Genomic DNA, 12,727 nt, shown 5'->3' on the forward strand with positions numbered 1-12,727 from the left:
GCAAAATACAACCGCCTGCTTGAGATCGAGCGCGAGACGGACGAGTTTTTGGGAAATCAAATTTGAGCGAAGTCCTAGACGAATACGTCGAGAAAAGGCCTTTTGATTTCAGGCTTTTTCTCAGATTTACGCTTATAGCGTTTTGCGTGATATGTTTTGGTATCTACGTGGGCAACATAATCTTTGGCAAACGCTCGCTAGACGTGATGCTAAGCCTGCAAGAGCAAAAAACGCAGCTAGAACGCGACGTAGAAACGCTAAAAAAACAAAACGCCCAGCTGCAAAAGGCGTATTTCGAGCTAAAAGAGCTCGAGCCAAGCAGCGGCGGCTGATTAGTCGGAAAATTTAAAAAACGGGGGAGTTATGAAAATCGGTAAAATTTGGCTTTTGGCGCTGGCCTGCGGGCTGGCTTTTGGCAGAGAAAATCCTTTTGCGCCCTCGGGCGATGTAAACGCGAGCATGGCTAGCAGCAATGTCGTGGAAAATTTGCCGCCTTTTGAAAAGCAGAGTTTCAAATTTCCCGCCGACGCTAGAAACTTCATCTCCGTCACGCTAAAATACAAAAGCCTCGACGGCAGTATCAAGGAAAAAACCGTCGATATAAACAAAAGCATCTCGTGGCAGGACGAGTTTTTGCTAAGCAAGATCGCAGTGCCCGTCGTTGTAGAAAAGCCCGACGTCTCGGTCACTAAAGAGGAGCCAAAAGCGGCCGCGATAGACGTCGCGCCAAAGCCTACCGAGCGCAACATGACCGTGCAAGAGCCGCTAAAAGACGTCGTCATAAAGCCGCTTGAAAAGCCGCAACCGCAAAAGCAGATCGTCTATAAGCAGACGAAATTTGAGATCTATCCGATGCAGATAAAAATCCTCACGACCGACGAGAAGCTAAAGGACTACTCTATCAGCAAAGGCACCAAGGTCGTGATCGACTTCGCCTCGCAAACGGACGTAAATACTAGAAAAGACGAGCTTGACTGCGGCGCGTTTAAAACGGCGCTTTTTGGCTCGCACGGCAAATTTTACCGCGTAGTTTTTGATCTCGACGGCAGCTACAAACACGAGATCGAAAAGACGCAGGACGGATATCTGCTAAAGCTATCTAGATAAATTTGTTTTTGCGCGCCGAGCTTTCGGCATGTAAATTTACAGTGATAATTTTCTCGCGGCGAGGGTTAAATTTGAGCCTTCGCCGCATTTTTAAATTTGGCTTTCAAATTTAGCCAAATTTGCCTTGATTTATTTTCCCCGCTTTTTCAGATTTTGCCCCCAAATTTCACTCAAATTTAACCGCCCCTTTGGCTAATATTTCGCAAATTTGACTTAAGGGATAAATTTGAACAAACTCGCACTTAGCCTCGCCGCTCTTTTCCTTGTCGTTTTCGTAAATTTTATTTACGAAAAGCTATCCGGCCCGACTCGCTTCGTAGTTACCGCCGATACTAAAATAATCCCGGGTTCGGAGCTAAGCAAATACGTAACGCAAGAGGAGATAGACGATTTTGCTTTTAGATACTGGGATATAGATAAGCAGATAAAAGATGGCGCATTTGCTGAAAATTTCCGCAAGCTTTTAAAATCAAAGCAAACGGATCAAATTTTAAAATTTATGCAAGATAATAACATTAGCATAGACTCTCCACTAATAGACGGCGTTACTCCTTTGATGTACGCTAGCTTTTACGATGACGAAGTCACGGCAAAAAGACTTATATAGATATGGGCGCAAACGCTCATACGCAAGATAACTACAAACTCTCGCCCCTGGCATAGAAAACAACTCTACAAAGACCGCCAAGCTTTTGCTTGATAGCGGGGTTAAATTTGATGAAGTAAAGGCGGTGCAGTGGTATAGAAAAACTCCTTTTTACTACAATATCGAAAAGCTTATCATAGACGGAGACGACGTAAAGATAATATTTGAAGACAACTATCAAGTTAACAAAGAATCCAAAGACGTAAACGATCCGATAGGATATATAGTAACCCATAACTACGTAGAGATGACCGAACTTGCTCTTGCTAGCGGGTATAAACCGAAACTAGACGATCATCCAAATACGTTTTTTCACGGACTAAGAGACGATTCCGAATTTATGCGATCTTTATATATCTCGCTAGATACTATCCCAAACTACGGACCCATGCTAGAGCTTCTTTTAAAATACGACGTCGTAGGGCAACCTACTAAAGAGGAGCTAAAGAAGGCGTATGAGGAGTGCTATGATAACGTAAAATACTATGCGAAAGAAAAAGAAAACTATATCTATAAAATGAATAAAGGTATAGACGAAGAAGGCGAAGCGAAGTTACGCAAAAACAAGAAATATCAGCACTTATGTACCGAGTGCTTATATCATGAAGGTCTTTTGCAATACAAACCAAAGCCGATAGATCCGAAACGAATAAAAAGATTTGACAATCAAATAAATTTTCATTCACATTTTTGCCCCGACGAAAATGCTACGTTTAAAGATATTAGAGCTTTCATAAAATGGGCAAACGAAATGGAAAAGCAAGACGGGATCAATAGCGCCATAGGTAGAGCCAAAAAGGGCATGGCTCATGTGATTTACGTAGATAGCAACCGAAGCAAATCAGACTCAAACTCAAATTTACAAAGCAAATAGATAAAAGGAGATAAAATGTCAGGGGAAAAATTTGATAGAGCGGAGCTTGCCTAAAGCGGCGGAGGTTACCGCCGGTGCGAGAGATTTGACTGCGCAGTTTAAGTAGCGAAGGGGCGCCAACTAGAAGCGGCTTGCCGTCAAATTTAGCTTAACGGTCTAAGTTTAGCCTTGCTGCGAGGCGCGGCTAAATCAGCAACCGATCTAAAATTTACGATCTGCGCTCGGCCAAGGCTAAATCGTTTGGACTCGTCCGCGCGTAAATTTGAACTCTGCGCTTTAAAAACTGCGCTCGGCGCAAATTTTGGTTTATTTATCCGTGCTTTTGCTGGCTTTTTTGGCTTCTAAAAACTCCTCGTAGCGGCGATCGATGATAGCCTTGATCTCGGCGTAATTTTGCGGCGAGTTTTCTATGTAAAAATAGGCGTTGTCGAAGTTTTTATCGCCGAATTTGCGTGCGACGAAATCGTCGTAATCTTGCAAATACCAGCCGTGCGTTTTGGCAAATTTCGTGCGATCCGTGGTGTAGTAGGCCTTTGCAAAGGCCTTGCCCGCGGTGTTTAGCTCCTCGCTGCTTAGCACGCCGTCCATGGCGCCCAAAAAATACTGGCGATAATCAAAACTATCGTCCATCCGCGCTATATCGTCTGCAAAGTCCGCCGCAAAGTCCTTGGAATAGAGCTTGCGCTCCATGCACCAGCAGAAGAAAAACGCGATGTGCGTTGCGCCGTTTTCCTGCGGGATATCTGTCGGCGCATTTTTCGCGCCACAGTGCCATTTTGCCTTGTCGTAGGTCACGTAAGCCATTTTGCTCTCCTTTAAATTAGGCTGCATTTTACTAAATCTGACCTAGCTCGGCGATTAAAACGCGGCGGCGGGCAAGATAAAATTTCGCGTCGTTGCACGAAAAGGTAGTATAATGCGGATTTTATTTTAAAGGAGAAAAAATGAGCGAGAAAAATTTGCAAATTTTAGGCTGGATAGGCACGTGTCTGTCGGTCATTATGTATATTTCTTATATCCCGCAGATAATGGGCAATCTTGAGGGCAACAAAACGCCTTTTATCCAGCCTCTAGCCGCAGCGATAAACTGCACGATCTGGACTAGCTACGGCCTGCTAAAAGCTAAAAAAGACTATCCGCTTTCTGCTGCAAATTTGCCCGGCATCATCTTTGGGCTTTTGGCGACGGTAACGGCGTTTTAAAGGATAAAAGCCGCTAAATTTGCCTATGCGGAGAAATTAAATTTGATATTTTTGACGCAAGTTTCGGTAGCTCAAATTTGCAAATTTGACGTCAAATTTGAATGTAAATTTTCTGCACTGTTTTGCTGTATTTTAATATCTTGATTTTCTTGTTAAGTGGAAAGGGGCTTGAATTACGCTCTGCTTTGCAGCTCTCAAAGAGAGTGCAAGCACAAGGCGAAGCTTGGCTGAAGCAAAAGAGCCCCTTTTTCTTTTATTTGGGAGAGGAAGGGGCTTTACTTCGCCTGCGGCTCGTAACTGTCCGAGACAGACCCTCTCCCGTCTGCTTGCAGCTGCTAGCGCAGCGACGCAGAAACCCCCACTAACCCCACTGCACGTGAGATGTTGCTGCACTTCGTGCAGGTTAAATTTGACGCTTTCGCGTCGTAAATTTAAATTTAGCATTTTCAAGATGCGGGTCTCGGTGGGTAAAATTTGAAGATGAAATTTGCAAATTTAGCTTCAAATTTGAACGCAACAATGATAAGGCGAAGTATTTTGAGATGATTTTTGGGGTTGCGCAGGTAAAATTTAGCGTAGGCTAGACATATAGTCTGCCGAGCTAAATTTTAGCCAGCTCCGCAAAAAGCGCTCAAAAGACAAGCCGCCAAATTTTAAAGATCGCGCGGATCGGCTATCTTGCCTACCACTGCGCTAGCTGCGGCTACGGCAGAGTTTGCCAGATACACCTCGCTCGTGCGATCTCCCATGCGACCGACGAAGTTTCTATTCGTCGTGCTCACGCAGCGTTCCCCAACGCCCAAAATTCCCATATATCCGCCCAGACACGCGCCGCAGGTCGGGTTTGAAACGACCGCGCCGGCCTCGGCAAATATATCCATCAGCCCCTCTTTTTGCGCTTGTAGGGCGATTTTTTGCGTTGCAGGCGTGATGATGAGGCGGGTTTTGCGCGCTACCTTGCGACCTTTTAGGATTTCAGCCGCGATGCGCAGATCCGAGAGTCTGCCGTTTGTGCAGCTGCCGATAAACGCCTGATCGATAGCGATATCGTCTCTGACGGCTTCACGCACGCTCTTGCCGTTGCTAGGCAGGAACGGATAGGCGATCACGGGATCGAGCTTGCTAACATCGATCTCTAAAATTTGCTCGTAGTTTGCGCCCTCGTCGGAGTAGTGCAGCTTCGGCTCGGCGCGCAAATTTTTGCCTTTCAAAAACTCTTTCGTGGTTTCATCAACCGCGATGATACCGCTTTTGCCGCCGGCCTCGATCGCCATGTTGCACATACTAAAACGCCCGTCCATATCGAGGCTATCTATCGTCTCGCCCGTAAACTCCAGCGCCTTGTACAGCGCGCCGTCCACGCCGATGCGGCGGATGATCTCTAGGATGAGGTCCTTGCCGTAGACGTGGCGGTCTAGCTTGCCGCGAAAGATCACTTTGATAGTCGGCGGTACTTTGAACCAATTTTTGCCCGTTATCATCGCGTAGGCTAGGTCGGTGCTGCCCATACCCGTGGCAAAGGCTCCCAGCGCGCCGTGGGTACAGGTGTGGCTATCGGCGCCGATGATGACGTCGCCAGGCACTATGAGGCCTTTTTCGGGCAAAATCGCGTGCTCGATGCCCATATCCTTTTCATCGAAATAGTTTTTCAAATCGTGCTTATACGCAAAATCGCGGCTGATTTTGGCTTGGTTGGCGCTTAGGATGTCTTTGGCGGGGATGTAGTGGTCCATCACGACGCTAAAGCCGTCCGGATTAGCTAGCTTCGTCGCGCCGCTGCGCTCGAACTGCTTGATGGAGATCGGAGTCGTGATGTCGTTGCCGATGACCATATCGATGTCGCTCTCGATGATCTCGCCCGCGAAAACCTCGCGCCCTACGTGCTCGCTGAAAATCTTTTCGGTGATGGTTTGCTTTGAGTTTTGCATAAATTTCCTTTTTTGCGGATGCCGCGCGTTTTTAAAATTTAGCGATTTTAGCGAAAAATGGATAAAAAAGAGATTGAGATTAAAATTTGAGTGTTGCAAATACGAATTTGGCTTGGATAAAATAGCATAATACGTCGCGGGTTTAAAACAAAATTTGACGATTTCAGGATGCGGGTTCGGGCGAGTCGAATTTGAAATCAAATTTGTAAATTTAACCAAATTTAATTCCAAATTTGAACGCAAGAAGCTAAGGTGAAGTATTTTTTCGCTAGACAAGGCGGAATTTAAATTTTAAGCGTAGGCTAGACGAATGGTCTGCCGAGCTTAAAATTTAAATTTCAACGCCGTATAGCGAGAAAAGACAAGCCGCTTAAATTTTAAAATTTAACGCTAGCGGTCAGCATAAACTGCCTCGCATACCCCGGCTGTATCGGTATGATATTAGCCTGTGTGCCGGTCGACGAGGACGTATAGTAGAGCTTGTCGGTCAGGTTTTTGACGTTAAACGAGAAATTCGTCTCGTAGCCTGCGATCTTGGTATCGTAGCTGATAAAGGCGTCGTAAACGACCGCGTCGTCCATCTTAAAGCCCGTTCCTGCAGGCACGGCCGGTAGATTCGTCCTCATGTAGTAGGTGTACCATGAGCCAAAATACCTCGCCGCACCGCCGATCCTTAGGCCTTTTGCGCCTAGGTGGCTAAAGTCGTAGTTAGCAAAGAGGCTGGCTTGGTGCTTAGGTGTAGCTTCAAGCGGTTTGCCTACTAGCACGGCAAACGCGCCGCTATCCTTGCGCACCTCGGTTTTAGTGTATGCGTAGCTAGCGCCTAGACTCAGTCCTTGCGTCACGCGACCGTTAAAGTCAAACTCAAATCCTCTAGAGCGCGCCTCGCCCACGGGAGTGCTAACGCTATTTACTGTGCGCATGATGTTTTTCTTGTCTATGTTAAAGACCGCCGCGCTAGCCGTTATGCTATCGTTTTGAAATTTAGTTCCCAGCTCTATGCTTTTGCCTTCTTAGGGCTTTATGTCGCCGATGTCGTCGCCGCTGATCGCCATTTGCGGGCTAAAGCTTTGCGCGTAGTTGGCGTAAACCGACCACTCGGGCGTTAGCAAGTATAAAAGCCCCGTCTGCCACGTAAATTTGCCGTCTTGCTGATCGGTTGTGTTTGGACCGCTAGTCGTGCCGCGAGCGACTTGGTCGTAGTATTCGTATCTAACGCCCAAAGAATAGATCAAATTTTCGGTCAAATTTATACTATCTTGCGCGTAAAATCCGACCGTTCTTAGCTTTTGATACTGGATACCGGAGGCTCGGTCGGACGGATAGGGGACCGTGCCGTAGACTGGACTGTAGATATTTATCGGATAGTTTTTGTGCGTCGTGCCGGAGCTGTAGCTGTTTAGCGCGCCGGATCTATAGCGGTAGTACTCCTTTGCGTCGATACCAAATAGTAAGTTATGCTCTATCTCGCCCGTTTGCACATAACCGTTTAAATTTAACGATCCGGCGTGTGTGCGGTGGATAAACCCGTCATACGCCTCGTTTCGTCTAGCTGCAACGCCGGTGTTTAAATTTACGTTCATTAGCCTGATGTGACCGTATTCGTGCTTTGAGCGGGAAAACGCGTAAGCACCGCGCAGTAGCCAGTCCTCGCCGATATTTTTTTCAAAATTTACGTCCACCGTGTCGAGTCTGGTTTTTAGTTTATTAAACGGCTCGTCAAGGCGTCTTTTCTTATCTATCGGCAGTAGCTTGCCCGTGCTTGGCACCAGATACATGCCGCGGTCGATCGGATCGGTCGAGCGCGTGTGCGTATAGGCTAAGTTTATGCGGTAATCATCGCCTTTATAAGAAAGAGATGGCGCAAAGAGGACGTTTTTATATTCGCCAAACTCCCTCCAGTAGTCTTTTTGCATCATATCAAATATAAATCTATACGCAAAGCCGCTATTAGCGATCGGTCCCGTGGTGTCAAAGCCCGCGTTCCAGTAGTTGCGGTTGCCGATACCCGCCCAAATTTCGTTTGAGAAGTCGTATTTTGGCTTTTTAGTGACCATATTTATGATGCCCCCGGGCTCTTGCGCGCCGTAGAGCAAGCTAGCCGGGCCTTTTAGCACCTCGACGCTTTATACGGTTTTGTTAAAGCTATGCATGACGCTAGCGGGCACGCCGTTTCGCATGATCGAGCCGTCGCGTCCGCCGCCGAATCCTCTTTTTATGATCGAGTCAAAGATACCGCCCGTGGTGTTTCCGTAGCTAACTCCGCTCACGTTTTGAAGGCTTTCGGCTAGAGTCTCGGGTTTTTTATCTTTTAGTTGCTGCTGGGTTACGACGTTTACCGTCTGCGGAATTTCTAAAATAGGCGTATTTGTTTTGCCTATTTCGCTGGTTTTGGCGCGGTATCCATCGTCTGCGCTCTCGCTAATCTCGACGCCTTGTAGCGCTACGTCGGCGGCGAAAATTTGAGTTAAAAGCAGCGACGAGGCCGCTAAACTTAGGCTGAATTTGTTCATTTATTTTTTCTCCGTTTTAAAATGCATTATCATTATATTATTCTTGCGCTTAAAATTCGGCCCGATTTTAGGCTATAATTTCGGCTATGAAATACGCAAATTTAAAACAAATCAAATCTTTTCTAGGCAAATTTAAAAAAATAACCGCAATCAGACGCGCGGGCGATATGGCGATATTTATAGAATTTGACGGCGAGCTCGGGCTGTTTTTTGATCTCAGCAAGGCCGACTCCGCGATCTACGCAAATCCTGATTTTCTAAACGTCAAAGAGTACAAAGCGCCCTTTGACGTCGCGCTTAAAAAGAGGTTCTGGGGGGCGAAAATTTTAAATTTAAGCGTGCCCGAGGGAAATAGAATTTTAAAGCTGGAGTGCGAATTCCAAGGCTCGTATAAAAGCCTCGCCTCAAGCCTGTTTTTGGAGTTTACGGGGCGCTTTACCAACGCGATCATCACGGATGAAAAAGGCGTCATCGTCGAGGCTTTGCGGCACATAGACAATAATTTTCGCGTGATAAAACCGGGGCGCGAGCTGCTTGAGCTGCCGCCTGCAGTGATAAAAGAGCGAGAGACGCCGCCGATAACGGATTTTGCGCGGTATTTTAGCGAGGAATTTAAGCGCGTAAATAACGCAAAGCTAGAAAATCTGCGCGCCGTAAAATCGGCCGCGATAGAGCGCAAAATGCAAAATTTAAGCGAAATTTTAGCGGGCCTTGAAAACGAAGCGGATCTAAATGCGCAAAGCGAAATTTTAAGCAAAAATGCGGGGCTGATCCTGTCAAATTTACACGCGCTAAGGGAGTACGAGCGCGAGGTAACGCTAAATGATTTTGAGCGAGGCGAGGTGCGGCTCGTGCTGGATGATAGCCCCAAAATCGCTGCAAACACGATGTTTGCTAGGGCAAAAAGGCTAAAGCAAAAGGCGGCAGGCTTAGTCATCGAGCGGCAAAATTTGACCGAAAAACTGGAGTTTTTATCAAATTTAAAAACGCTCGTAAACGAAGCTAAAAGCGCCGAAGAGCTAGAGATCCTAGCGCCTAAAAAAGCCCGCGCCGTAAAGCAAAAAGAGCAAAATCAAAACGTCGAGGATTTTTACGTAGAGGGCTATAAAATCAGTATCGGACGCAACGAAAAAGGCAACGTCTGGCTGCTAAAAAACTCGAAAAAAGACGACGTCTGGATGCACCTAAAAGATATGCCGTCCGCGCACGTCATCATCAAAACCGCAAAAAGCGCTCCGAGCGAGGAAATTTTGAGATTTGCGGCTAAAATTTGCGTAAATTTTAGCGTCAAAGGCGGCGGGACGTACGAGGTTGATTTTACCAAACGTAACAACGTCAAAATTACGAGCGGCGCAAATGTAAATTATATTAATTTTAAGACGATATTAGTAACAAAGCACGACTAAAACAGGAGGCGAAAATGGCTGTAACACCCCTTGGCAACACGATTTTTATCAATCAAAACGTAAATATGGTCTCAAACAAGGTCGCCGACGTCCAAAATAGATTTGACCTGCAAAATCTCGCCGCCGCATCGCTAGCAAGCGACGAAAAACAAGAGGTCTCCGAGGTGCGACCGACCGAGGAAACCTACAAAATCGACCCCGAAAACGAGCACGAAAAGCAAAAAAGCAGGCAGGAGCAGGGCGAGCTCGCCTCGGAGCAAAACGGCGAAAACTCCGACTCTGACGGCGATGAAAATGCAGAGGATCACGTCGCGGCTAACGACTTCCCGCAAGCGTCGCCCGTTTTTCAGCATCTCGATCTTAAAATTTAAGCTTTCTCGCTCAAATTTGACTGAATATGTTGATGCTAGGCGGTCAAATTTGGCTTTAAATTTGATCCGCTTTCGGCCTAAATTTAAGCTTTCATCTTTTTAATATCGCGAACGTAAAATTTAAAGCGTAATAAATCGGCTCGTTTCAGTCGTAAATTTAGCGTCTGAGGATAGCCGCCGCGGGAAAGCCAGCCAAATATGCGAACGCGCGGAGTGTTAGTTTTTGCCGCCCGCATTTGAGGGCGCGGAGCAAATTTTATCTGATTTTAAATTTGATACACCGTTTTTAGCAAGCGTAAAATTTGGCACAGGTTGTCAAATTTATGCCAAGTTTGCCGCCGCGCTCGGCAAAATTTAGCAAAAATCGTCAAATTTGTCGTCCGTTTCAAGCAAAAATAAATTATCAAATTTGACTACCGATTAAAGCAAGCTAGCAAACGCAAATTCGCCTCAAATTTCGGCGCTTTTAAGCGAAAATTTTATACAATCGTTACTCAAAAAAGGAAAAATCATGAAAACGCGTATAATCACCGGCGTCGCGCTATTTGCGGCGGTTTTGGTCATCTTTTTTGTTGATAGCTATCTGTTAAATTTTGCCATTTTGGGCTTCGTGCTTTACATGGCCTTTAGCGAAGCGCAGAAGCTCTACGGCCTGCAGGGCGGCTCTCTTGCGCTTATAGCGGTTATTTTTTATCTGCTTACTCCATTTTCAAACCCCGTATTTATCGCTATTTTAGCGGTTTTGCTCGTTGTTAGTTTTCTCGCGCATTTTAAGAGCGAAAATCTAACGCCCGCACTGCCATTTTTGTATCCGATGACGCCGATTTTTCTCATCTGGATGCTTTATTCGCAGTACGGCGTGGGTTACTTGGCGTGGCTGATTTTAACGGTCGTGGCGTGCGATAGCGGGGCGTTTTTTGTTGGCAAATTTTGCGGCAAACACGCCTTTAGCGAGACCTCGCCGAACAAAACTTGGGAGGGCGTAGCAGGCGGTATCGCCGTGGCTACGGTCTTTGGCGCGGGCTTTGGCTGGGTGCTGACCGATAGCTTTTGGCATAGCCTCATCACGGCGTTTTTGGTTGCGGTTTTTGGCGTTTGGGGCGATCTTTTCGAGAGTTATTTAAAGCGCCGCGCGGGCGTCAAAGATAGCGGCACGCTGCTGCCCGGCCACGGCGGGATGCTTGACCGCGTCGATGGCTATCTGTTTGGCGTCGCGGCGATGCTCTGGACGCTATCGTGGTAGTGTTGGGCTCGACGGGCTCGATCGGGACGAATACTTTAAATTTGGCCCGTAAATTCGGCCTTAGCGTCGAGGCGCTGAGCTGCGCGTCAAACTACGAGCTTTTAAACGAGCAAATCTCCGAATTTAAGCCTAAATTCGTCTGCATCGCCGAACCAAAATTTGCTAAATTGGTAAAACACAAACGCGTTTTTGCGGGTGCGCAGGGCATCTGCGATATGCTAAAAGAGTGCGAGAGCGAGCGCGTCGTAAACTCTCTAGTGGGCTTTGCCGGGCTGGCTCCGAGCTTAGCTGCGCAAAAGCTAGGTAAAAAGCTGGCGCTTGCGAATAAAGAAAGCCTCGTAGCGGGCGGCAAATTTTTAGACAGGGGCGCGATAAATCCGATAGATAGCGAGCATTTCGGGCTTAAATTCCTGCTCGCAAACAAAACCCCGGTCGCTAGGCTGGTCATCACGGCTTCGGGCGGCGCCTTTTACAAAACACCGCTAAAAGCCCTAAAAAATGTCACTGCCTCAGACGCGCTAAAGCACCCCAACTGGAGCATGGGCGCGAAGATCACGATCGACAGCGCGACGATGGCGAACAAGCTTTTTGAGGTGTTGGAGGCCTTTTGGCTCTACGGCGTGCGAGACATCGAGGCGCTTATCGAGCGCACGTCCACGGTGCACGCGCTGGTGGAGTTCGCCGACGGCTCGACGACGGCGCATCTATCCAAAACCGATATGATTTTAGCTATCGCGCATGCGATTTTGGGCGAGGACGGAGCGCTAAATTTGAACGCCGCCGATGCGAAAAATGCGCAAATCGTGCCGAATTTAGACCTAAAAACTCTAAAAAACATAAAATTCGGCGAGATAAATTTGAAAAAATACCCTATCTTTTCGCTAAAAGACCAAGCTTTGCAAAACCCGGATCTCGGCGTCGCTATCAACGCTGCAAACGAAGTCGCCGTGTATAAATTTTTGCGCGGCGAGTGCGGGTTTTTAGATATCTCGCGAACGGTTTTGGCCGCAGCAAAGAGGTTTGAAAACGAAAAGATAGAGAGCGAGAGTAGAATCTTTGAGGTGGATTTAGAAGTGAGAGTGTGGGCGGAAAAGTCGCTTAAATAGCGGCTTGTCTCGCGAGCGCTTTTCCGAGATTTCACAAAATTTTCGCTCCGCAGGCTATATGCCTAGCGCACGCTCAATTTTGCTTCTTCTGCTTGCAGCTGCGAGCTTGCGAAGCAGAAAACTCGAAAAATCATCTCGCGATACTTCGCCTCGATTTCTTATAATCAAATTTCAAATTTGCAAATTTTACTCGCCGAGACCCACACCACAAAAACGCAAATTTAAAAACGTGCGGCGCAATAGCGCCAAATTTAACCTGCACGCAGTGCAGCAACTTCTCACGTGCAGTGGGGTTAGAGAGGGCTTGGGAGAGGAAGGGGCGACGCTTCGT

13 protein-coding genes and 1 pseudogene are annotated in these 12,727 nt (G+C 47.1%); 9 read left to right on the forward strand and 5 right to left on the reverse strand.

Translation table 11 applies throughout. From position 1 onward, the window contains the following. The first annotated feature begins 62 nt into the window (after positions 1 to 62). The 4 genes from Q0386_RS07230 (at position 63) to Q0386_RS07245 (ending at position 2,627) form a co-directional block, all read left to right on the forward strand. Positions 63 to 332, forward strand: a complete 270-nt coding sequence (locus tag Q0386_RS07230; protein ID WP_299029149.1) for a septum formation initiator — start codon at positions 63 to 65, stop codon at positions 330 to 332. Between the two features lie 31 nt (positions 333 to 363). Continuing rightward, positions 364 to 1,107, forward strand: coding sequence for an AMIN domain-containing protein (locus Q0386_RS07235; RefSeq protein ID WP_299029152.1), 744 nt, complete (start codon positions 364 to 366; stop codon positions 1,105 to 1,107). A gap of 226 nt (positions 1,108 to 1,333) precedes the next feature. Beyond that, positions 1,334 to 1,714, forward strand: a complete 381-nt coding sequence (locus Q0386_RS07240) for a hypothetical protein (RefSeq protein ID WP_299029155.1) — start codon at positions 1,334 to 1,336, stop codon at positions 1,712 to 1,714. Between the two features lie 85 nt (positions 1,715 to 1,799). Further along, positions 1,800 to 2,627: an ankyrin repeat domain-containing protein gene (locus Q0386_RS07245; RefSeq protein ID WP_299029158.1), complete on the forward strand. Its 828-nt coding sequence runs from the start codon at positions 1,800 to 1,802 to the stop codon at positions 2,625 to 2,627. 306 nt (positions 2,628 to 2,933) lie between these two features. Here Q0386_RS07245 and Q0386_RS07250 read toward each other — a convergent pair whose 3' ends face one another. Next, positions 2,934 to 3,431 (reverse strand): hypothetical protein, encoded by a 498-nt coding sequence (locus tag Q0386_RS07250; RefSeq protein WP_299029161.1) that lies wholly within the window; start codon positions 3,429 to 3,431, stop codon positions 2,934 to 2,936. 140 nt (positions 3,432 to 3,571) lie between these two features. Here Q0386_RS07250 and Q0386_RS07255 point away from each other — a divergent pair, with 140 nt between their 5' ends. Beyond that, positions 3,572 to 3,829, forward strand: a complete 258-nt coding sequence (locus Q0386_RS07255) for a SemiSWEET family transporter (RefSeq protein WP_299029164.1) — start codon at positions 3,572 to 3,574, stop codon at positions 3,827 to 3,829. A gap of 653 nt (positions 3,830 to 4,482) precedes the next feature. Here the strand turns inward: Q0386_RS07255 and leuC are convergent. From leuC to Q0386_RS07270, 3 genes and pseudogenes are all read right to left on the reverse strand, one after another. Beyond that, complete coding sequence (leuC, locus tag Q0386_RS07260) at positions 4,483 to 5,757, reverse strand: 3-isopropylmalate dehydratase large subunit (protein WP_299029166.1); 1,275 nt, start codon at positions 5,755 to 5,757, stop codon at positions 4,483 to 4,485. A gap of 377 nt (positions 5,758 to 6,134) precedes the next feature. Further along, a pseudogene (locus Q0386_RS07265) lies at positions 6,135 to 7,814 on the reverse strand (TonB-dependent siderophore receptor). Between the two features lie 69 nt (positions 7,815 to 7,883). Further along, positions 7,884 to 8,270 (reverse strand): Plug domain-containing protein, encoded by a 387-nt coding sequence (locus Q0386_RS07270; protein ID WP_299029169.1) that lies wholly within the window; start codon positions 8,268 to 8,270, stop codon positions 7,884 to 7,886. Between the two features lie 86 nt (positions 8,271 to 8,356). Between Q0386_RS07270 and Q0386_RS07275 the strand changes: the two genes are divergently transcribed. The 4 genes from Q0386_RS07275 (at position 8,357) to dxr (ending at position 12,396) form a co-directional block, all read left to right on the forward strand. After that, positions 8,357 to 9,676, forward strand: a complete 1,320-nt coding sequence (locus Q0386_RS07275; RefSeq protein WP_299029172.1) for an NFACT RNA binding domain-containing protein — start codon at positions 8,357 to 8,359, stop codon at positions 9,674 to 9,676. 14 nt (positions 9,677 to 9,690) lie between these two features. Beyond that, positions 9,691 to 10,047, forward strand: coding sequence for a hypothetical protein (locus Q0386_RS07280; RefSeq protein ID WP_299029177.1), 357 nt, complete (start codon positions 9,691 to 9,693; stop codon positions 10,045 to 10,047). A gap of 511 nt (positions 10,048 to 10,558) precedes the next feature. After that, positions 10,559 to 11,290, forward strand: coding sequence for a phosphatidate cytidylyltransferase (locus tag Q0386_RS07285; protein WP_299029180.1), 732 nt, complete (start codon positions 10,559 to 10,561; stop codon positions 11,288 to 11,290). After that, a complete protein-coding gene (gene dxr / locus Q0386_RS07290; protein WP_299029183.1) occupies positions 11,284 to 12,396 on the forward strand; it encodes a 1-deoxy-D-xylulose-5-phosphate reductoisomerase in 1,113 nt (370 codons plus the stop codon). The genes Q0386_RS07285 and dxr overlap by 7 nt, the downstream gene beginning before the upstream one ends. 130 nt (positions 12,397 to 12,526) lie before the next feature. Here the strand turns inward: dxr and Q0386_RS07295 are convergent. Beyond that, positions 12,527 to 12,727, reverse strand: a 201-nt coding sequence (locus tag Q0386_RS07295) for a hypothetical protein (RefSeq protein ID WP_299029186.1), incomplete at its 5' end; no start/stop codon positions are given.

The organism is uncultured Campylobacter sp., from assembly GCF_938045625.1.
In the GTDB taxonomy this organism is placed as follows: domain Bacteria; phylum Campylobacterota; class Campylobacteria; order Campylobacterales; family Campylobacteraceae; genus Campylobacter_A.

Coding starts and splice junctions, on each gene's coding strand:
- Q0386_RS07235 (WP_299029152.1), top strand. CDS start 364: ATGAAAATCGGTAAAATTTGGCTTTTGGCGCTGGCCTGCGGGCTGGCT.
- Q0386_RS07250 (WP_299029161.1), bottom strand. CDS start 3,431: ATGGCTTACGTGACCTACGACAAGGCAAAATGGCACTGTGGCGCGAAA.
- Q0386_RS07255 (WP_299029164.1), top strand. CDS start 3,572: ATGAGCGAGAAAAATTTGCAAATTTTAGGCTGGATAGGCACGTGTCTG.
- leuC (WP_299029166.1), bottom strand. CDS start 5,757: ATGCAAAACTCAAAGCAAACCATCACCGAAAAGATTTTCAGCGAGCAC.
- Q0386_RS07270 (WP_299029169.1), bottom strand. CDS start 8,270: ATGAACAAATTCAGCCTAAGTTTAGCGGCCTCGTCGCTGCTTTTAACT.
- Q0386_RS07275 (WP_299029172.1), top strand. CDS start 8,357: ATGAAATACGCAAATTTAAAACAAATCAAATCTTTTCTAGGCAAATTT.
- Q0386_RS07280 (WP_299029177.1), top strand. CDS start 9,691: ATGGCTGTAACACCCCTTGGCAACACGATTTTTATCAATCAAAACGTA.
- Q0386_RS07285 (WP_299029180.1), top strand. CDS start 10,559: ATGAAAACGCGTATAATCACCGGCGTCGCGCTATTTGCGGCGGTTTTG.